The sequence below is a fragment of the Lysobacter sp. K5869 genome (assembly GCF_018847975.1).
Classification (GTDB): Bacteria; Pseudomonadota; Gammaproteobacteria; order Xanthomonadales; family Xanthomonadaceae; genus Lysobacter.
This window is the reverse complement of record NZ_CP072597.1, coordinates 2886890-2907197: the sequence shown is the minus strand read 5'-3', so window position 1 is coordinate 2907197 and position 20308 is coordinate 2886890. Positions and strand designations below refer to the sequence as shown.

Annotated in this window: 14 protein-coding genes; 6 read left to right on the top strand and 8 right to left on the bottom strand. The window is 69.5% G+C overall.

The window, feature by feature from the left end:
* Nucleotides 1–4: 4 nt before the first annotated feature.
* Nucleotides 5–1378, bottom strand: coding sequence for an MBL fold metallo-hydrolase (locus J5226_RS12495; protein ID WP_215840186.1), 1374 nt, complete (start codon nt 1376–1378; stop codon nt 5–7).
* A gap of 286 nt (nt 1379–1664) precedes the next feature.
* Here J5226_RS12495 and J5226_RS12490 point away from each other — a divergent pair, with 286 nt between their 5' ends.
* From J5226_RS12490 to J5226_RS12480, 3 genes are all read left to right on the top strand, one after another.
* Nucleotides 1665–3749, top strand: a complete 2085-nt coding sequence (locus tag J5226_RS12490; protein ID WP_215840410.1) for a M13-type metalloendopeptidase — start codon at nt 1665–1667, stop codon at nt 3747–3749.
* Between the two features lie 338 nt (nt 3750–4087).
* Entirely contained in the window at nt 4088–6184 is a 2097-nt protein-coding gene (locus J5226_RS12485) for a M13-type metalloendopeptidase (protein WP_215840409.1), read from the top strand.
* A gap of 317 nt (nt 6185–6501) precedes the next feature.
* Nucleotides 6502–8517, top strand: coding sequence for a M13 family metallopeptidase (locus J5226_RS12480; protein WP_215840185.1), 2016 nt, complete (start codon nt 6502–6504; stop codon nt 8515–8517).
* Nucleotides 8518–8809: 292 nt separating this feature from the next.
* Here the strand turns inward: J5226_RS12480 and J5226_RS12475 are convergent, their stop codons facing one another.
* Genes J5226_RS12475 through J5226_RS12460 form a run of 4 tightly spaced genes read right to left on the bottom strand, consistent with a single transcriptional unit; the run spans nt 8810 to nt 15014 of the window.
* A complete protein-coding gene (locus tag J5226_RS12475) occupies nt 8810–11581 on the bottom strand; it encodes a bpX6 domain-containing protein (protein WP_215840184.1) in 2772 nt (923 codons plus the stop codon).
* A complete protein-coding gene (locus J5226_RS12470) occupies nt 11574–13430 on the bottom strand; it encodes a hypothetical protein (protein ID WP_215840183.1) in 1857 nt (618 codons plus the stop codon). Before J5226_RS12470 ends, J5226_RS12475 begins: the two co-directional genes overlap by 8 nt.
* A gap of 4 nt (nt 13431–13434) precedes the next feature.
* Nucleotides 13435–13854: a hypothetical protein gene (locus J5226_RS12465; RefSeq protein ID WP_215840182.1), complete on the bottom strand. Its 420-nt coding sequence runs from the start codon at nt 13852–13854 to the stop codon at nt 13435–13437.
* A complete protein-coding gene (locus J5226_RS12460) occupies nt 13851–15014 on the bottom strand; it encodes an AAA family ATPase (protein WP_215840181.1) in 1164 nt (387 codons plus the stop codon). The genes J5226_RS12465 and J5226_RS12460 overlap by 4 nt, the downstream gene beginning before the upstream one ends.
* Before the next feature lie 273 nt (nt 15015–15287).
* On the opposite strand from J5226_RS12460, the gene J5226_RS12455 reads away from it, so the two are divergent.
* From J5226_RS12455 to J5226_RS12445, 3 genes are read left to right on the top strand one after another with little or no spacing between them, the layout of a single operon-like run.
* Nucleotides 15288–16652 (top strand): ATP-binding protein, encoded by a 1365-nt coding sequence (locus tag J5226_RS12455; protein ID WP_215840180.1) that lies wholly within the window; start codon nt 15288–15290, stop codon nt 16650–16652.
* A complete protein-coding gene (locus tag J5226_RS12450; protein WP_215840179.1) occupies nt 16652–17131 on the top strand; it encodes a hypothetical protein in 480 nt (159 codons plus the stop codon). The genes J5226_RS12455 and J5226_RS12450 overlap by 1 nt, the downstream gene beginning before the upstream one ends.
* Complete coding sequence (locus J5226_RS12445; protein WP_215840178.1) at nt 17128–18060, top strand: tetratricopeptide repeat protein; 933 nt, start codon at nt 17128–17130, stop codon at nt 18058–18060. Before J5226_RS12450 ends, J5226_RS12445 begins: the two co-directional genes overlap by 4 nt.
* 164 nt (nt 18061–18224) lie before the next feature.
* Here J5226_RS12445 and J5226_RS12440 read toward each other — a convergent pair whose 3' ends face one another.
* The 3 genes from J5226_RS12440 to J5226_RS12430 form a co-directional block, all read right to left on the bottom strand.
* Nucleotides 18225–18719 carry an OmpA family protein gene (locus J5226_RS12440; RefSeq protein WP_215840177.1) on the bottom strand — a complete coding sequence of 165 codons (495 nt, stop codon included), beginning with the start codon at nt 18717–18719 and terminating at the stop codon, nt 18225–18227.
* Nucleotides 18720–18727: 8 nt separating this feature from the next.
* Nucleotides 18728–19054, bottom strand: a complete 327-nt coding sequence (locus tag J5226_RS12435; protein WP_215840176.1) for an OmpA family protein — start codon at nt 19052–19054, stop codon at nt 18728–18730.
* Between the two features lie 179 nt (nt 19055–19233).
* A complete protein-coding gene (locus tag J5226_RS12430) occupies nt 19234–20166 on the bottom strand; it encodes an RHS repeat-associated core domain-containing protein (protein ID WP_255323069.1) in 933 nt (310 codons plus the stop codon).
* Nucleotides 20167–20308: the final 142 nt, after the last annotated feature.

Sequence of the window (20308 nt, the reverse complement as noted above, 5' to 3'; positions counted from 1 at the left end):
GCTCTCAGACCTCGAGCGTCAACCCCGGCCGCGCCAATACCGCGCGCACGCCGAACCGCTCGCCGATCTCCCCGGCCAAGGCCTCGCGCGCCTTGTCCTCGCCGTGCACCAACGCCAGCGGCGGATGCCCGGCGATGTTCCCGTACCACTCGATCAAACCGTGCTGATCGGTATGCGCCGACAAGCCGCCGATGGTATGGCGCTGAGCGCGGGCGCGGACGTCGCGGCCGTGGATGCGCACCCACTGCGCGCCTTCGACCAGACGCCGGCCGACGGTGCCCTCGGCTTGATAGCCGACGAACACCACATGGGTCTGCGGCTTGTCGAGGTTCTGGCGGAAGTGATGCAGGATGCGGCCGGCGTTGGCCATGCCGGAACCGGCGATGACGATGGCGCCGCGTTCGATCGCGTTGATCGCCATCGAGTCCTGCGCCGATTCGGTCAGGTGCAGGTTGGGCAGGTTGAATGGGTTGGGCTTTTCCTTCCACACCCGCACCGCGTCCTCGTCGAACAGGTCGGTGTGGCGGTCGTACACGGCCACGACCTTGGCCGCCATCGGGCTGTCGAGGAAGATCTTCCAGCGCGAGAGCTTCCACTCGTCCCAGTATTTGGCGAACCAGTACAGCAGCTCTTGGCTGCGGCCGACCGCGAACGCGGGAATCAGCACGTTGCCGCCGTCGTTCCAGGCCGCCTCCAGAATGCGGCCGAGTTCGAGGATGGTTTCGGCGCGGTCCTTGTGCAGGCGGTCGCCGTAGGTCGATTCCATCAGCACCAGATCGGCGGCGGCGATGGGTTCGGGGTCGCGCAGGATCGGCGTGCCCTTCGGGCCGAGATCGCCGGAGAACACCAGGGTGCGGCCCTCGGCGCGCAGTTCGACCACCGACGAGCCGAGAATGTGGCCGGCCTCGCGGAAGGTCAGGCGCACGCCGGGCAGGATTTCGCTGTCGGTGTCGTAGCGCAGCGGGCGCACCCGGCGCATCGTTTCTTCCACGTCCTCGCGGGTGTAGAGCGGTTGCAGCGGCGCTTCGCCGGGGCCGCGCCGGCGGTTGCCGCGCTCGGCTTCGCTTTCGGCGATGGAGGCCGAATCCAGCAGCATGATCCGCATCAGATCGGCGGTGGCGTCCTGGGCGTGGATCTCGCCGCGGAAGCCGCGCTTGAGCAGCAGCGGCACGCGGCCGATGTGGTCGATGTGGGCGTGGCTGATCACCAGCGCGTCGAGCGCGGCGGCGTCGAAGCCGAACGGATCGAGATTGCGGCGCTCGGCCTCGGGGCTGCCCTGGATCATGCCGCAGTCCAGCAACAGGCGATGGCCGGCGGCCTCGACTTCGTGCAGCGAACCGGTGACCTCGCCGGCCGCGCCGTGGAAATGCACTCGCATCGGGTACGACTCCTTGCCGCCGCGGGCGGGGGCCGCGGACTGGGGCGAAATTACCACGCCGGTTCAGCCGCGGCGGTGAGGCTTCGGTCCCGGCGCGCCGCGCTGCGGCCGCGCGCCCGCACGCGCCGCGAAAACCCCGGCAAAGGCAAAGCCGGCGGCCACCCCACGTGACTGAAGACACCCTCCCCCGGCGCCGGCCGGGTCCATCATCGCTAGGTTCCGCGCGCCCGCCGCGCCCCACCCTCGCCGCCCTGGAGTTCCCGCGATGACCGTCCGCCCCCGCCACCTGCTGTTGCCGCTGGCCGTCGCCGCCGCCGTGGCCGCCTGCGCCAAGCCAGAGCCCGCCGCCCCGGCCGCGCCGCAAGCCGCGCCGGCGCCCGCCGCGGCCGCCGAACTCAAGCTCGACGAATCCAAGCTGCCGCAGCCGGTGCGCTTCGCCCTGAGCGATCTGGATGCGGGCAAGAGCGCCTGCGACAACCTCAGCGACTACGCCAACGGCAAGTGGTTCGCGGCCAATCCGATCCCCGGCGACCGCTCCTCGTGGGGCGTGTCGGACGTGCTCGCCGAGCGCTCACTGGCGATCCAGCGCCAACTCGCCGAACAAGCCGCCGCCGACGCCAAGGCCGGCGGCGTGGAGAAACTGGTCGGCGACCTGTGGGCCACCGGCATGGACGAGGCCAAGATCAACGCGCAAGGCATCGCGCCGTTGAAGGACGAACTGGCCGCGATCGAGGCGGTGCAGTCGCCCGAACAGCTCACCGCGTATCTGCGCGAGAGCGCCGCGCACGGCCGCAACCCGCTGTTCGATTTCGCGCCCGAGGCCGATTTCAAGAACTCGGCGATGAACATCGCCTACGCCTCGCAAGGCGGCCTGGGCCTGCCCGACCGCGGCTATTACTTCGACGCCGACAAGCGCGACAAGCTCGACGCTTACCGCAAGCACGTCGCCAAGGTGCTGGAACTCGCCGGCGCCAACGCGGCCGACGCCGAAAAGCAGGCCAAGGCCGTGGTCGAATTCGAGACCCGCCTGGCGCAGGTGTCGCTGTCGAGCGAGCAGCTCTCGCGCGATGTCGCGCTGTACTACAACCCGATCAGCCCGGCCAAGGCCGACGAGCTGACGCCGAATTTCTCGTGGACGAAGTTCTTCCAGTCGCAAGGCGTGGCGACGCCGGCGAGCTTCTCGCTGGCGATGCCGGACTTCCACAAGGAAGTCAGCAAGATGATCGCCGACACGCCGTTGGACGCCTGGCGCGCGTTCCTGCGCTATCACGCGGTCGACGAGGCCTCGCCGTATCTGTCCGACGCGTTCGTGCAGGAAAGCTTCGAGTTCCACGCCAAGGCCATGCGCGGGCAGAAGGAGCCGAAGGCGCGCTGGAAGCGCGTGCTCGGCGGCATCGACGGGCAAGCCGGCGAAGCGATGGGCCAGCTGTACGTCAAGGTCGCGTTCCCGGCCGAAGCCAAGGCGCGCACCGAGGCCTTGGTGCAGCAGTTGCGCACCGCGTTGAAGGCGCGCATCGAGAACCTGTCGTGGATGAGCGCGGAGACGAAAAAGAAGGCGCTGGAGAAGTGGGCGAGCTTCACGCCCAAGATCGGCTATCCCGACAAGTGGCGCGATTGGAGCGGCCTTGCGACCGGCCGCGACAGCTACTACGCCAACGTCATGGCCGCCAACGAGTTCAACTACCGCTGGAGCCTGGGCAAGATCGGCAAGCCGGTGGACAAGACCGAATGGGGCATGAGCCCGCAGACGGTCAACGCCTACTACAACCCGCTGCAGAACGAAGTCGTGTTCCCGGCGGCGATCCTGCAGCCGCCGTTCTTCGATCCCAAGGCCGACGACGCCACCAACTACGGCGGCATCGGCGCGGTGATCGGCCACGAGATGATCCACGGCTACGACGACCAGGGCTCGCGCTTCGGCCCGACCGGCAACATGGTCAACTGGTGGACGCCGGCCGACGCCAAGGGCTTCGCCGCGCGCAGCCAGAAGCTGATCGAACAGTTCGACGGCTACGAAGCGGCGCCCGGACTCAAGGTCAACGGCAAGCTGACCTTGGGCGAGAACATCGCCGACCTCGGCGGCCTCGCCACCGCGTACGACGCGATGCGCTTGGCCGTGGGCGACCAGCCCGATCCCAAGACCGACGGCCTGAGCCGCGATCAGCGCTTCTTCCTGAGCTTCGCGATGAGCTGGCGCGACCGCTACACGCCGGACCTGCTCAAGGTGCTGATCGCCTCCAACCCGCACGCCCCGAGCGATTTCCGCGCGATCGGCGCGCCGTCGAATTTGCCCGCGTTCGCCACCGCGTTCTCGTGCAAGCCGGGGCAGCCGATGGTGCGCGACGCGGATAAGCAGGTGGTGATTTGGTGAGGTGAGGCAGGGGAATGAGGGGAACAGGGAAAGAAGGGAATGGTGGGGGCGATTCGTCGGCGCGGGCGCGCCGCTGAGCATGAACGGGCGAAACCCCTTCCATTCCCCGCTCCCTCCTTTCCCCTCATTCCCGCTCTTCCAAGCATTACGAAACCGTCACACATGACCTTCGACACCCTGCGGGCGCGGCCCGCGGGACTATCGTCCGCCCGATGCGCGGGGCGCGCGTGCGCTCCTGAGCAAAACGTGTCTGCCCGAAATCGGCCACAATCCTCGCCTCGTTACTCGCCTACGCCTTACGGCCGGAGCCCGCTGTGACCCTGAAGAAACCGCAAGTCCTGTTGCTGTCCGTCGCCATCGCCACCGCCGTCGCGGCGTGCGGCGGCAAAACCGAAGCCCCCGCCGCGGGCGCCCCGGCCGATCAGGCCGCCGCCAAGCCGGCCGAAGCCGCCACCGAGTTCAAGCTCGACGAGAGCAAGCTGCCGGCGGTCAACCGCTTCGCCATCGCCGACCTGGACAGCAGCAAGGACGCCTGCGTCGACTTCACCGGCTACGCCAACAGCAAGTGGCTCGCGGCCAACCCGATCCCGGGCGACCGCACCTCCTGGGGCGCGTTCGAAATGCTCGACGAGCGCTCCAATGGCGTGCAGCACCAGCTCGCCGAACAGGCCGCGGCCGACGCCAAGGCCACCGGCGTGACCAAGATCGTCGGCGACCTGTGGGCCACCGGCATGGACGAGGCCAAGGTCAACGCTCAGGGCATCGAGCCGCTGAAGGCCGACCTGGCCAAGATCGACGCCGTCGACAGCCCCGAGAAGATCGCCGCCTATCTGCGCGACACCGCGGCCACCGGCGACAACCCGCTGTTCGGCTTCGGCGCCGAAGCCGACTTCAAGGATTCGGCCAACAACATCGCCTACGCCTCGCAGGGCGGCCTGGGCCTGCCGGACGCGCCGTACTACACCGACGCCAAGCACAAGGACAAGCTGGCCGCGTACGAGACGCACATCGCCAAGGTGCTCGAACTCGGCGGCGCCAAGCCCGAGGACGCCGCCAAGCAGGCCAAGGACGTGATCGCGTTCGAAACCCGTCTGGCCAAGGCCTCCAAGACCCGCGAGCAGCTCTCGCGCGACGTCTCGCTGTACTACAACCCGATCAGCCCGGCCAAGGCCGACGAGCTGACCCCGAATTTCTCGTGGACCAAGTTCTTCGAATCGCAGGGCGTGGCGCTGCCGAAGATGTTCTCGCTGGCGGTGCCGGGCTTCCACGAGGAAGTCAGCAAGATGATCGCCGACACCCCGGCGGCCACGTGGCAGGCCTACCTGCGCTTCCACGCCATCGACGGCGCCTCGCCGTTCCTGTCCGACGCGTTCGTGCAGGAGAACTTCAATTTCTATTCCAAGACCCTGCGCGGCCAGAAGGAAATCAAGGACCGCTGGAAGCGCGTGATGGCCACCATCGAAGGCCAGGCCGGCGAAGCGATGGGCCAGCTGTACGTGAAGGTCGCCTTCCCCGCCGAATCCAAGCAGCGCATGCAGGCGCTGGTGGAGAACCTGCGCCAGGCGCTGAAGGGCCGCATCGAAAATCTCTCGTGGATGAGCGCCGACACCAAGAAGAAGGCGCTGGAGAAGTGGGCGAGCTTCACCCCGAAGATCGGCTACCCGGACAAGTGGCGCGACTGGAGCGGCCTGAACACCAACCGCGACAGCTACTACGCCAACGTCAAGGCGGCCAACGAGTTCAACTACAAGTGGAACCTCAGCAAGGTCGGCAAGCCGGTGGACAAGACCGAATGGGGCATGAGCCCGCAGACGGTCAACGCCTACTACAACCCGCTGCAGAACGAGATCGTGTTCCCGGCCGCCATCCTGCAGCCGCCGTTCTTCGACCCGAAGGCCGACGACGCCACCAACTACGGCGGCATCGGCGCGGTGATCGGCCATGAAATGACCCACGGTTACGACGACCAGGGCTCGCGCTTCGGGCCGACCGGCAACATGGAAGTGTGGTGGGCGCCGTCCGACGCCACGGCGTTCTCGGCGCTGACCGGCAAGCTGATCAAGCAGTTCGACGGCTACACCGCGATCGGCGGGCAGAAGGTCAACGGCACCCACACCCTGGGCGAGAACATCGCCGACCTCGGCGGCCTGGCCACCGCGTACGACGCGATGAAGAAGGCCGCGGGCGAGACCCCGGATCCGAAGACCGACGGCCTGACCCGCGACCAGCGCTTCTTCCTCAACTGGGCCACGGTGTGGCGCCGCAACTTCACCCCGGACGAGGAGAAGATGCGCCTGCAGACCGACGAGCACGCGCTGGCCAACTTCCGCGCGATCGGCGCGCCGTCGAACCTGCCGGCGTTCGCCGCGGCGTTCTCGTGCAAGCCCGGTCAGCCGATGGTGCGCGAGGGCGACAAGCAGGTGATCATCTGGTGATCGCTGCGGCGCGCTGATTGCGCCGAAGCCGCTGGATCGACGAAGGCCCGGGGATTTCCCCGGGCCTTTGTTTTTGGAGCCGGGAATGGGGAACAGGGAACGGGGAATGGTGAGGAACGGGCTTGGATGGTGTTTCCCGCGATCTGCCGCTGCGTCGAGGACGACGGTCTTGGACGGCCCGTGGCGCTCCGAACGGCGACGCCCATCCCATTCCCTGTTCCCCACTCCCTGTTCCCGCTTCTGCTCTCCCCCAACCCCATTCACCGCCATCCCACGCCGGATTGTTAAACTCGCGCCTCCTCAGGATGGATTACGCGATGTCGACCCTACGCCCGCTTGCCTGCGCCCTCGCCCTAAGCCTCATCGCCGGCCTGGCCTCGCCCGCCGCCGACGCCGCCAAGAAGAAGGCCGCGCCCAAGTCCAAGGCCCCGGCCGTCGCCAACGCCTGCACCGATTTCTACGGCAACGCCAACGCCGATTGGCTGCGCGCCAACCCGCTGTCCGGCGCCGCCTCGGTCTCCGCGCTGGAGACCCTGGCGAACAACGCGCGCCGCCAGCAGCTGGAACTGCTCAACACCGCGATGACCGCGCCGCAGGGCAACGTGCAGAAGCTGCTCGGCGACTTCTGGGCCAGCGGCCTGGACGAAGCCGCGGTCGAGCGCGACGGCTCGCAGCCGATCGCCCCGCTGCTGGGCCGCATCAACGCGATCAAGAAGTCCAAGGACATCCCCGCCTCGATCGCCGCGCTGCATCAGGTCGGCATCCCGGTGCTGTTCAACTTCGGCGCCGACATCGACCTGAAGGACCTGGAACGCCACATCGGCTACTTCAGCCAGGGCGGCCTGGGCCTGCCGGATCCGGCCTACTACACCCGCACCGACAACGACACCCGCCAGCTGCTGGCGCAGTACAACGTCTACGTGCAGAAGATCCTGACCCTAACCGGCACGCCGAAGGACAAGCTCGCGGCCGAGTCGCAGCTGGTCATCGATCTGGAAACCCGCCTCGCCCGCGCCTCCAAGCCGCTGTCGGCGCTGCGCGATCCGCTCGCCAATTATGCGCCGGTCGCCACCAACACCTTGGGCAAGACCTACAAGCGCCTGCAGCTCGGCGATTTCCTCAAGGCCCAGGGCGTCAGCGACGACAGCGTGTCGATGGCCAACCCGGCGCTGTTCGCCGAGATGGACAAGCTGATCGACCAGCTCAAGCCGGACCAGTGGAAGACCTATCTGCGCTGGCGCGTCGGCGATTCGATGGCGCCGTATCTGGCCAAGTCGTTCCGCGACGCCGAGTTCGATTTCCGCGGCAAGATCCTGCGCGGCGAACGCGAACAGCCCGCGCGCCAGCAGGCCGTGCTCGACGCGATCACCCTCGCCGCCGGCCCGATGGTCGGCCACGAATACGCCGCGCGCTACCTGCCCGCCGCCACCGACCAGCGCGCCGAGCAGATCGCCCAGCAAGTGCGCGAAGCGCTCGGCAAGGCGATCGACGCCGACACCCGCTTCAGCGACAGCGCCAAGAACGAAGCGCGCGCCAAGCTCGGCAAGCTCAAGATCGAAGTCGGCACGCCCAAGCGCGATCTGGACTACACCGTGCAGCCGATGGGCCGCGGCAGCTTCGGCAGCAACATGCTGATCGCCTCGACCTGGCGCCACCGCGAAGAGATGAAGCGCATCGGCCGCGGCAACGCCGACCGCCGCTGGGACGTGCTGCCGCAGGAGCCGTCGCTGGCCTACGACATCGCCCAGAACCGCCTGATCGTGACCGCGGCGATGCTGCAGGCGCCGGTGCTCGACATGAGCCGCGGCGAAGCCGCGCAGTACGGTTCCTTCGGCGCCCTGGTCGGCGCCGAGCTGACCCACGGCTTCGACAGCCGCGGCCGCTACGTCGACGCCAAGCAGGAAGTGCGCGACTGGTGGACTCCGACCGAAGTGTCGGCCTGGGACGCGATGACCGCGCGCGTGGCCGCGCAGTACAGCGCCGAATCCTGGCCGGGCCTGAGCTCGGTCAAGGTCAACGGCAATCAGGTGCGCGAAGTCGCCATCGCCGATCAGGCCGGCGTCGAGCTGGCGTGGTCGGCCTACCGCGCCGCCCAGCCGGCGGCGAACAAGGACGCCAACCAGTCCTTCTTCAAGGCCTGGGCCGGCGTGTGGGCGCAGCAGCTGAGCCCGGAAGCCGCGGCGCAGCGCGCGGCCTCGGGCATCCACGCGCCGGGCCAGTGGCGCACCAACATCCCGCTGTCGAACCTGCCGGCGTTCGGCGAAGCGTTCGGCTGCAAGGCGGGGACGGCGATGGTGCGCAAGGCGGATCAGCAGATCAAGGTGTTTCCCTGATCGTCGGTTCGGTTCTTGAGTAACGAAAAAGCCCGGCGAACGCCGGGCTTTTTCTTTGCCGCCAGATCGCGGTGAGGAGGGGTTTACTACCTGTAGGAGCTGCGCGAGCTGTGACCAAACGCAGAGGTTTACGCAAGCGCAGTCGCCCGAAGCCCGTCCAATCGGCGTGGTTTCGACAGACAGCGCTCGTAGGGCCGGGCTTCGGATGCGGCGTGGTATTGAACCTCTGCGTTTGGTCGCAGCTCGCGCAGCTCCTACAGGCAGTGAACCCATCGACACCGCGACCTGACACTCAAAGCACCTGCACCGCCCGCGCCTGCGAATTCCCCACCCCCAAGCTCAACGCCCGCCCGCGCTCGTCGAACAACACCACCCGTTCCGGCTGCTCGCGCGCGCGCAACGTTCCCAGCGGCCAATCGATCCGCGCCACGCAGCGCGCCCGCGGCTGGTCGCCGCGGCGGATCAGGTGCGCGCGCATGCGCGTACGCCCGTGCAGCACGACGACGAAGCCACGCGCCAGCGGCAGCACGCGCCCGCCGCAGTCGCCGCAACCGGGCTCGACCGGCTCCAGGTCGATCGCGCACTCGCGCTGCATGCTGCGGAACGAGAACCGCGCCGCGCCGGAGTCGTCGACCTGCAAGCGCACGTCGCTGACGACGTTGTGCGGATCGAGCAAGGTGCCGTGGGTTTCCAGCTCCACCGCCTCGCGCGACACCAGCGCGCGGTTGGGATGGGTGCGGTAATGCCAGACCGAGGTGGCGCCGGCGCCGGCGACCAGGAACAGTTCGTCGTGGCGCAGGAACCGCGCCTGCACGATCTGCCCGCCGAGATCGCCGACGCTCCACAACACCTCCAGCGGCCGCGCGCCCGCGGCCGGCGGGCCGGCGTCGAGCGCGACGATGCGTTGCGGCGTCGCCACCGACCAGGCGATGCCGTCGAAACGGTCGGCGAAGAACGGCAGCGGCATCGCGCCGAGGTCGTCGATGCCGTGCCGGGTCAGATCGAGCCGGGCGATGCGCCACACCGAATCGCGCTTGGCCAGCGCCAGCGCGACCTCGCCGCTGTCGCCGATCACCAGCCGGTGCGCGGGCACCGCGTAACGGCGCAGGCAGCGGCCGGCGGCGTCGTAGACCGCCGCGCCGGCCTCGCCCAACGCGGCCAGCCAGCGGCCCTCGCCGAGCGCGGCCAGATCCAGCGGCGGCTGGATGCCGGCGGCGTCCTCGATCCGCAGCTGCAGCGGTTCGGTGCGGTCCCACAGCGGCGCGGCGCGCGGCGCCGACGGCAGGCTCCAGGTCGGCAGATCGGCCGCCAGCCAGGGATCGTCGGCGAGCTTGAGGATCCGCTCCAACTGCGCGCGTTCCAGCGCGTTGGCGCCGCCGGCGCGGTCGGCCGCCAGCGCCGGCAGCGTGCGCGCGGCGATCCGCGCCAGCGCGGCGTTGCCTTGCGCGCAGCCGGCCAGCGCCAGCCCGAGCGCTTCGCGCGCGCCGGCGGGCGCGTCGGCGTCGGCCAAGGCGTCGATGCGCGCGGCGTAGTGTTTGATGGTGTCGGGCAACAGGCTGGCGCGCTGCACCAGGGCGCGCGCCGACAATTCCGCGCCGCCGGCTTCCGCCGCCTGCAACCAGCGGCCGGCGTTTTCGCGCGAATCCGAGTTCGGATCGGCGTCCGGCCAGACCGCGTCCACCGCCTCCAGCCAGCGCCCTTGCGCGGCCAACGCGCGGCCCCATTCGCGGCGCAGCGCCAGCGCGTGCCCCGCTTGGTCGCGCTTGGCTTCCAGCATCGCCACCGCGGCGGCGAAGGCGTTGTCGCGGCGCGCCACCATCACCGCGCGCTCGCGGTCGCCGGCCAACAACAGCAGGCGGATGATCGTGTCGGCGGGCATGTCCCAGCCCAGCGCCAGTTCCGCGGCCTGCGCCGCGCGTTCGTGCTTGAGCAGGTAATCCAGCGCTTCCTGGCGCGCGCTGAGCAATTCGGCGAGCACGAACACCGCTTCGTCGACGCGGCCTTGCCGGTCCAGGCGCTCGAACGCTTGCCGATAACGCTGGCGCAGCGACTCGCGGATGTCGTCGCCCGCGCCGATGCTCGCGCCGGCGCCGCGTTGCGCGCCGATGCGCAGATCCGCGCGCCGGCCCGGCGTGCCGAAGGCTTGGCCGAGCGAATCGCCGCCGTCGCCGTCGATGGGCAAGGCATGGCGCAGCGCTTCCATGAGGTCGCCGCGGTCGAACTGTTCCATCAGGCGGCGCAGGTACGCGCCCTGGCGCAGGCCGATCAACCGCGCCGCGCCGCTCGCCGCGGCCATGCGCGCGAGCGCCGCGCGCCAACGCTGCGGGCGCGGCGACTGCGCGCGCGCGGCGACGCCGCCGCCGGACGCTTGCGCAGCGTTCGCTTTCCCCGCGCCGCTCGCGCTGTCGCCGGCCAATCCGGGAAACCGACGCAACAGCCATGCCGCCGCGCCGTCGCGCCACGCGACCGCGCGTTCGCCCACGCTCGTCGGCCCGTCGCCGCCGCCGTCGCGGCCGAGCGCGCGCAGGAAGCGCTTGCGCTCCTCGCTCGGCGGCGGAATGCGCCCGCCGAGCACGTCGCGCACGTTCTTGCCGGCGAGCAGGTCCGCGCCCAACTTCGGCAGCGCGCGATCGCAGGCGAACGTGTCGTGCAAGGCGTAAGCGTCCAGATCGATCGCCAGCGACGGATCCAACGCCTCGCCTTCGCTCAAATCCAACGCGACCGACCGCCCGCCCAGCACCAGACGCACATCGGCCGGCGCCAAGCCTTCGCGCTCGCGTTCGGTCAGCGGCCCCGCGTAAAGCCCGTGCGCGCCGATCCGGCACAACGGCGTGGCGCCGATGCGTTCGCAGTGCAAGGCGCGTTCGCCCTCGAAGCGCAGCAGATCGCCGCGCGCCGCGCCGCTCTCGAAACGCCACGCGCGGCAGCCCGGCGCCCACCAGCGCAGCAGGCGCTCGCCGCGCTGTCGCGCGTCGAGCCAATCCGCGGGCAGCCACAGCCCGGCCACGGCCTGCTGGCCGCGCCAGACCGGATAACGCACTTGCGCGCCGGACGCATCAACCATCGCCTTCCCCCCCGGCGTAGATCGTGATGCTGGCGCCGCGTTCGTGCAACACCACCAGGCGGCCGTCGAGGTCGATCAGGGCGATGGTCTCGCCGCCGCCGGCGACGCTGCCGACGCTGAGCCGGGCCGCGGACCGGTACAGGGTGCGGCGCTCCTTCTCGCCGAGCGACAGCAGCGCCGTGCGGTCGGGGTTGATCGCGATCAGCGCGGGTCCGCCGTCGCGCGGCGCGTCGACGCCGATCACCTTCCATTCGCTGGGTAGGATGATCTCGAAATCCACCGCGACCGCGCCGTTGTCCCATTGCAGCACCCGCCACGCCCCGGCGCGGTCGCCGCCGTGGCCGCCGACGCGCAGCTCCACCGCCGCGACGTGGCGATACAGGCCTTTGACCCGCTGCACGGCCAGCCAGCCCGATCGCGCCTCGCCGGCGCAATCGACCTGGGCCACCGGACGCTGGCCGTGACCGTTGCGGCTGGTGCCGATCTGCAGGCTGCCGCCGTGCAAGCGCAGGTAGTCCACCCAGGCTTCGTGCATCGGCGCGATCGCCAGCACGTCGCGCGCAAACGGCGCGAACGTCTGCGGATCCAGGCCGGCGTCCTGCGAACGCCAACGCCACAGGGCGCCAGCGTGGAGCAGGAACAGTTCCGGCTGCGGCTTGTGCCGGCCGCTGGCGCGCGCGTCCATCGGCTGCACCCAGATCATCGGCAGCCAACGCCCGCGTTCGGGCCGGTGATTCAGCTGCGGCGGCAACGGACCGCGGGCGAATCCGGGCAACGAGCGGAACTCCACCTGGCGATCGCCGATCAAGCACGCACCGAGCCTGTGCGTGTGGATGGTCGCCGCCACCAACGACCATAAGTACGGCGCATGGTGGGGCTCTTCGAGCCGGCGCCGGCCCGCCAGCCGGTGCAAGTGCGCGGCGTGCTCGTTCAGCAGCGGCACCGCCACCGACAAGCCGTTGGGCGACAACAGCGGCGGCTGCTTGAGCGAAATCTTGCGCGCCACCCGCACCACCCGCACCGGCCCGATCTCATCGACCGCCGCCACCGTCCCCGGCTGCAGCACGAACAGCCCGTGCAGCAACCGCTTCGCCCGCGCCGGATCGGGCAAGGCCAGCGTGGCCTCGCGCCGCGCGCTGGCCGCGCTCACCGTCACCGTCAGTTCGCCGGTCTGCGCCGCGCCGATGCCGACGCGATGGCCGAGGCCATGCCCCGCGCCCGGCGCGCCGATCGACCAGCGCTCGCTCGGGCTCGGCTGCAAGCCATCCAGGCAACGCGCCCATTCCTGCTCCAGCGCCGCGCGCGCCTGCGCCGAGCCGCCGGCGCTCTCGCCGAACCGCCATGTCCGCGCGCTCAACAACTCGCGCAAACGCTCCTCCGAATCGGCCTCGAACAGTTCGCCCGGCGCGCTCAGCACGCCCCACAAGAACCGCGCCTTCGCCGCCTGCGCGCGCTGCGCCAACAAAATCCACAACGCCATATGCAACAAACGCGGCGCGCCGAGTTGCGCCGGGCCGTTGTCGAACACCGCCACGGTCAGCGCGTCGGCCTGACGCGCGATCAGTTTCGGGCTCAGGAACAAATGCTCGCCGCCGGCGGCGCGGCGGTCGAATTCTTCCGGCGCGGCGTCGGCCAGCGCCCACTCGCTGAGCAGCAGGCGTTCGTAGCTGCCGCGCCGGCGCAGGTCGTCGATGCCTTCGGGCTCGCTGCGTCCGCGCAGCGCGCGCAGGCGGAACGCGCCGAGCAACGGATGCAGGCGCAGCAAGACGTCGCCGAGCGCGCCGGCCAGGTCCGGGTCGAACCAGTCCAGCCACTGCCGCCAGGGCGCCAGGGTCGCGGGCAGGCGCATGCGCTCAGTCCTGCCAGCGCGCGCGGATCTGCGCGATCAGTTCGTCGCTGGCCGGCAGCGCGCGGTGCAGCGGCACCAGTTGCGCCGGTTCGCGCAGCATCAGCAGCGGCGAGGGCCGGTGGCGGCGCTCCAGCGCGCGTTGCAGCAAATCCAGCGGCAATTGCGGGCGCTGCGTGGTCGGCAACCACAGCGCCGGCGCGGGTTCGCGCGGAGCGATGTAGAGCACGCCTTCGCACCACGGCAGTTCCGCGGCGGGGCCGGTGGCGACCAGCACATCGGCGTTGGCGGTGAGCATGAGCTTGCCGCGCCGCGCCGGTTCCAACGCTTCCACCGCGGCCAGCAACGCGCGCGAGACGGCGCGGCCGACGCCGGCCGCGCCCTGCGGCGCGGGCGGTTCCGGTTCCGGGCCCCACTCCCAGTTCATGCCGCCGCCGTCACCCGTTCGGCCAGACGCGCGCGCTCGGCGGCCAGTTCGGCCGGCAGGCGGTCGCTGTCGAAGTTGGCGTCGATCTCGCGCAGCAACGCCTCAGCGATGACGCCGGCGCCCGGCGCGTCGGCCGCGCCGGCCAGACAGTTGCGCGCGGCTTCGAGCAAGCGCGCCACCCGCGAAACCGGCTGCAGCGCGGCGTGTTCGACCGCCGCGCGCAAGGTCGGATTGGCGGCGGCGGCGAGCGAATCGCGCAGCACCTCCTGCGCGGCCAACTGCGCTTCGCGCGTGGGCATGACGTAGAACAGCGGCCACAGATCGGCCTCGCTCGCGCTGTCGCGCCCGGCCAGCACCGTGGCCGCGGCGATCAGACGCTGCACTTTGACGATGCGCCGGTCCGACAAGCTCAGCCCGGCGCCGCGCAATTTGCGGATCGCCTGCGCCAACAAACCGCGCGCGCGCTCCATCGCCACCATCGGCACGCGCCGGCTCAGTTCGTCGATGTCGCTGAGTTCGGCCTGATGCGACAAGGCCGCGCGCTCGGCCTGCCAGCCGCCGGCGAGCAGCGCTTCGAGCTGATGGTCCGGCACCGGTTCGACGAACAGGTGCAGCAAGAAACGGTCGGCGAACGCGGCCAGCGATTCGTCGTCGGGCAGCGCGTTCGACGCGCCGACGCAAACGCGCAGCGGGCACGCGATCTGGGTGTGGCCGCGGCGGAAGCGACGCTCGTTGAGCACGCCGAGCAAGGTGTTGAGGATCGCGGTCGAGCCCAGGAACACTTCGTCGAGGAAGGCGACCTCGGCTTCGGGCAGCATGCCGCTGACGTCGGTCTCGACCACGCCCTCGCGCAGGCGGCGCAGATCGACCGGGCCGAACAGTTCCGAGGGTTCGGTGAAGCGGCCCAGCAGGTATTCGAAATAGCGTCCGCCCAGCGCCGCGGCGACACGCCGCACCACCGCGCTCTTGGCGGTGCCGGGCGGGCCGAGGATCAGCAGATGCTCTTGCGCCACCGCCGCCAGCACGATCAGTTCGGCGAGTTGTTCGCGCTCGACCAGCCCGGCGGTGGCCGCGTGCGCGGCGTCGCGGACGCGGGCCGCGGCTTGCTGGGCGGCGGAATCGGGAGCGGCCGGGTTCGGGGCGGCGGAACTGGAAGTCATGACGGGAGCGGCCTGAGTCCTTGGCGGCGCGCGGCGGCGGCGGGAACGGCCGCGGCGGCGTGGCGTTGGGGTTTGATCGGAACGGCCGCGCGCGTGCGCCGGCCACGCGCGCACTGTAGGCGCCGGCCGCGCGAAACCGCAACTCGCGTCGCGTTAGGATCGTGAGCGTCGCAGCGCTGTGCGCGCCTCGCCGGCCGGCGGCGCGGTTGGTTACCCTAGCGATCCCGTTGCGCCCCGCCCTTTCGATCACGCCTCGCCGGCCCGGATGCCGCCATGCCCGATACGCCCCCGAACGAATTGCTCGACGGCCTGCTCGCCGCCCTCGCCGCCAGCCCGGCCAATCCGGCGCTGGCGACGCTGGTGGTGGACGCCTGCCTAAACACGCCGGACGCCGCCGCGCTGGGCCGCGCGCTGGACCTGTCCGGCCCCGCCCTGCTCGCCGACCCGGCCCGCCGCGACGCTGCGCTGGCCTTGCTGCTGCGCCAAGGCGACGACGAACGCGTGCTGCTCGTCGCCGCGCCCGACTCGGCCGCCGCGCTGTTCGCCCGCGCGCGCCTGCGCCTGGGCGACGGCGCGCGCGAGGAAGCGCGCTCGCTCTATCAACAGGCCGTCGCGCTCAACCCGGCGCTGGAAGACGCGGCGCTGGCGTCGGAACTCAGCGGCAAGGTGATCTCGCTCGCCGCCGCGCGCCGCCCCGGCGCGGGCGCGCAAACCAGCATCGCCAACGACGACACCGACGCGCAGGACGTGGTCCGCCTGCTGCAACCGGCGCAGGCGCGCATCGGCTTCGCCGAAGTCGGCGGGCTGGACGAGGTCAAGCAGCAGATCCGCCGCCGCATCGTCACCCCGTTCCTCAAGCCCTCGCTGTTCGAGCGCTTCAAGCGCCGCTCCGGCGGCGGCATCCTGCTGTACGGCCCGCCGGGCTGCGGCAAGACCCTGCTCGCCCGCGCCACCGCCGGCGAATGCGGCGCGCGCTTCTTCAACGTCGCGATCACCGATGTGCTGGACATGTATATCGGCGAATCCGAGCGCAAGCTGCATGCGATCTTCGAGACCGCGCGCAAGCAGGCGCCGGCCGTGGTGTTCTTCGACGAGGTCGAGGCCATCGGCGGCAAGCGCCAGTACTCGCGCGAGTCGGCCTCGGCGAAGTTGGTGAGCCAATTCCTGACCGAGCTCGACGGCTTCGCCCAGAACAACAGCGGCGTGCTGATCCTCGGCGCGACCAACGTGCCGTGGGCGGTCGACGCCGCGTTCCGCCGTCCCGGCCGCTTCGACCGCGTGCTGTTCGTGCCGCCGCCGGACGAACCGGCGCGGCGCGCGATCCTGGAACTGCAACTGCGCGAACGGCCGTGCGCCGACGACATCGACGTCGGCGAACTGGCGCGGCTGACCTCGGGTTTCTCCGGCGCCGACCTCGGCCATCTGGTCGAAACCGCGATCGACGAAGCCATCGAGGCCTCGATCGAACAAGGCCGCGAAGCGCCGCTGACCATGGCCCACCTGCGCGCCGCGCTCAAGGACACCCGCGCGACCACGCTGGAATGGCTGACCACGGCGCGCAACCACGCGCGCTACGCCAATCAGGGCGGCCAGTACGACGAAGTGCTGGAGTTCCTCAAACGCCACGGAGCCGGCTGATGGCGCAACGCGCTTACTACCGTCTGCCCGACGAACCCTTGCCCTCGGGCCTCAGCCGCTACGCCACCGATCCGCTGTGGCCGCTGCTGACCCTGATGCTGGCCGGCGGCGGCTTCGGCCTGCTGTGGTTCGCCTTCAACGCCGCCGCGCTCGGCAGCCCGACGCGCTGGCGCGAATGGGGCTGCGTCGCGCTGAGCGCGCTGGGCTCGCCCGCGCTGACCGCGGCGGTCATGATCGCCGTCGGCTTCGGCTGGCTGGCGCCGGCGATGGCGCCGTACGCGCTGCTGTCGGTGCTGGCGCTCAAGGTCGCGGTGGCCTACGCGCTGTATCTGATGCAGCAACACACCTTCGAGGTGTGGGAGCACTACGGCGGCGAGCCGCGCAACGGCCTGCCGCTGATGGTTCTGCTGGCGGTGGTCGGACGCGGCGCGCTCGATCTGGCGGCGCTGCCGCCGCTGCTGCGCGCGGCGCTGCAATGAGCGCGTCCTCGTCCGAAGCGCGCTACCGCATGGCCGAGCGCTACTACGCGCACGGCCAGATCGACGCGGCCATCGACGCGCTGCTGCGCCTGCTCGGCGAAGACGCCGACCACAGCGACGCGCACGCCTTCCTCGCCCTGTGCCTGATCAAGCGCAAGCGCCTGCACGCGGCCGCGCTGGAAGCGCAACGCGCGCTGGAGCTGGAACCCGAATCGGCGTTCGCGCATCTGGCCTCGGCGGTGGCCGCCATCGCCCAGCGCCGCTTTCCCGCCGCGCAGGCGCATCTACAATCGGCGCGCGAACTCGCGCCCGAATCGGCCGCGGTCGCCGACGCCTTCGCCCGCCTCTACCGCGCCTGGGGCCGCGACGCGCAGGCCTTGGAACACGCGCGCCGCGCCTGCGAACTCGACCCCGACGATCCCGATTACCCGGCCCTGCTGGCCTGGCTGGAACTGCGCCGCGGCGAACGCGCGCGCGCCGAGGAACTCGCGCGCGAGGTGCTGCGCGCGCACCCCGAACACGTCGAGGCGCTGTGCGTGCTCGGCCACTGCGAACTCGCCCGCGGCGAGCCCGAGCGCGCGCGCGAACACGCCGCTTGGGCCTTGCAGATCGATCCCGGCGACGCCGACGCGCTGACCCTGCTGGCCGCGGTCAAAGCGCGGCAAAGCCCGCTGCTGGGCCTGTGGTGGCGCTTGCAGAGCTTCCTCAGCGGCGGCTCGCGCACACGCATGGTGGTGTTGCTGCTGGCGATGTTCCTGCTCTACCGCATCGCCCTGATCGCGCTGCCGCAGCAAGGGTTGCCGCAGTGGGTCGGTCCGCTGTCGTACGGCTGGCTGGTGTTTTGCGCGTATACCTGGATCGCGCCGACGTTGTTTTGGCGGTCGGTGCGCAAGGAACTGGAGCAGGTGCGACTACGGCCGGGCTTCTGATCGCCGCCGCCAGCACGACCGCATGGAACGTTGCGAGCTTCGACCCGCAACGTCGAACGCATGTTCCATCGATCAAGGCCATTCGGCGGCCAGCTCCGCCCGAAGATTGGCGCACCGGCCATCTTCGTTCGAGCCATCTTGCAACGGCACGTCGCCATCAAAGGCTAGCGGGGCCCAACCAAACTGAATTCGACGCGACGGTTGTACCTCCTCTCGGAATCCGTCGAGTCCGCGGCAATGGCCCGGTCATGGCCATATCCTTTCGGAGCCGACAACGCGCGCTCTGAAATCCCATGGCCGACCAACCAGGCATGGACCGCCGCTGCCCTGCGCCGCGACAAAGCGTAGCAATCCGTGGTTTCGCACTCTTCAAGGTCGGCATGGCCGCCGATTTCGAGCTTAACCTTGGAATTGGCGTTTGCCGCCTGCAGAGCATTCCGGAGCGCCCCGCTCGGATCGGTGATCCGGTCGTCCAGCGCATCCATCAACCCACCTTCGCTCGCCGGCAAACCAGACCTGAAAAAAACCGGGGGCAGATCCGGCCCCGACGCCAAGCCGCCGTTTTTTCCGAGGCGCTCCGATCCGTTGACGCAAGCCGTCAGAAGAAGAACCAGAAACGTTCCTACGATTGGCTGGAGCTGCGCTCGATTGTCCGTCATCGACGAAATCAGCCGCTGGGCAATTCCACCGCGAACTCGACGCGCCGATTGATGCGGCGTCCGTCCTCGGTGGAATTGTCCGCCAGCGGCTCCATCGAGCCCAATGCCTTCAATGGCTTCAGCGACGCCGCCGGAGCGCCATGCTCAAGCAGCCAATCGCGCACGACGATAGCCCGCCGCAACGAAAGTTCGGCACAGGCCGACCCGACGCACTCCTCGTTATCGGTGGACGCCCTGATCTCGAAGCGCCAATCCGGGAATGCCTTCATCATCCGGATCGTATCGAGCAGCATCGCCTCGGTTCTTGTGAAACGCTCGTCGGTGGAGCCGGACAAGCGGTCTCCCACTTTTGGCAGCCCGGGCTTGAAGAAAAAAGAAGGCGGATCCCAACCCGATCCCAACGTCGCCGCTTGGTTTCCCAGAAGACTCGCTCGACTTGCACAACCGATAGCGCACAAAAGCGAGACGGCTACGAATAGCGCAAACGCAACTAGTCGCATCCGACGCCGGCCGCTCATTGGCAACTGCCTTCGGCGACGCCCCGACAAGCAGCGGCAACAGAGAGGTCCGCTTGCGTGCGAATCGCCTGTTCGTTGACGCCTCCCCACGGAGTCCACCCATCGACACTACTGAACACGACTTGGTCGGCCTTCTGGTAGATCGCCGCTGCGCGATAGGAGTTGACCTCCGTCGCTTTTCGCTCGGCAAGCGTGGCGACGGGGCGCCTGCGATCCATATCATCCACCCCGTGCTGTCCTTCATGCGCAGTCTGGCGGGCAAAATTCGGAATGAAGTTATCGCCCGAGCGGTGGGAGAGTCTGCTCATATTGAATTGAATATCGTGACCGCCGCTCTTCCGCATGGCCGCGGAGCCGTCGGTACTCATCGACTCGTTGAACGACACTCGAACGTTGGCGTCGCCTTTAGGACCGTAAAACGAGACCACCTGCCGCATGACACCACGCTGGTCATCGGTCAATCGAGGATTGCTGGCCGCTGCGACGACGCGCTCCAGCGCTTTCTCGAATTTGGCGCAGGATTCGCCGTTGCAGACCCAACGCCCGTCCGGGTCCTTGAATCCGTATGGATTGCTTAGCGCATACCGATAACGATTGAAGCCCACTAAGGGGGCCGCCAGGGCCGTCACAGGGTCTATCGACAGGAAAATGCCCATCGACGCATCGTAATAGCGCTGCTGCATGTATACGAGCCCGGTCGCAGCATCGGTCAGATGCCCCGTATACCCAGGGCCATCGACCACGGCATCCAGCGTCCATCCATAAGGCTCGTACTGCAACCGCTCGACCACATTCTGGGCCGCATCGGTGACCGCTACCGGGCTGCCGAGCGCATCGGTATGGACGTATTCGATCGTAGTCTGCGCCAACCCACTATGCGTCGCGAGCAGAAGCGACAGGAACGAGAAACCCGCGGCGGCCTTTTTCATGTCCCCTCCCTGGAACATCGGCGGATGCCGATGCGCTGGAAACATCATTCCTCGATGCATCCGCCAAAACAAGGCTCATTTTCTACTCATCCTTGAGTCGGCAACCTCATGCGCCGCAAAGAGATTGCGGCGGCAGCGACGG

Bases quoted from the DNA above. Each gene is read 5' to 3' on its own strand.
- J5226_RS12450 (WP_215840179.1), top strand. From the start codon at position 16,652: ATGGCGCAACGCGCTTACTACCGTCTGCCCGACGAACCCTTGCCCTCG.
- J5226_RS12445 (WP_215840178.1), top strand. From the start codon at position 17,128: ATGAGCGCGTCCTCGTCCGAAGCGCGCTACCGCATGGCCGAGCGCTAC.
- J5226_RS12470 (WP_215840183.1), bottom strand. From the start codon at position 13,430: ATGCGCCTGCCCGCGACCCTGGCGCCCTGGCGGCAGTGGCTGGACTGG.
- J5226_RS12430 (WP_255323069.1), bottom strand. From the start codon at position 20,166: ATGAAAAAGGCCGCCGCGGGTTTCTCGTTCCTGTCGCTTCTGCTCGCG.
- J5226_RS12480 (WP_215840185.1), top strand. From the start codon at position 6,502: ATGTCGACCCTACGCCCGCTTGCCTGCGCCCTCGCCCTAAGCCTCATC.
- J5226_RS12495 (WP_215840186.1), bottom strand. From the start codon at position 1,378: ATGCGAGTGCATTTCCACGGCGCGGCCGGCGAGGTCACCGGTTCGCTG.
- J5226_RS12475 (WP_215840184.1), bottom strand. From the start codon at position 11,581: ATGGTTGATGCGTCCGGCGCGCAAGTGCGTTATCCGGTCTGGCGCGGC.
- J5226_RS12465 (WP_215840182.1), bottom strand. From the start codon at position 13,854: ATGAACTGGGAGTGGGGCCCGGAACCGGAACCGCCCGCGCCGCAGGGC.
- J5226_RS12440 (WP_215840177.1), bottom strand. From the start codon at position 18,719: ATGACGGACAATCGAGCGCAGCTCCAGCCAATCGTAGGAACGTTTCTG.
- J5226_RS12460 (WP_215840181.1), bottom strand. From the start codon at position 15,014: ATGACTTCCAGTTCCGCCGCCCCGAACCCGGCCGCTCCCGATTCCGCC.
- J5226_RS12455 (WP_215840180.1), top strand. From the start codon at position 15,288: ATGCCCGATACGCCCCCGAACGAATTGCTCGACGGCCTGCTCGCCGCC.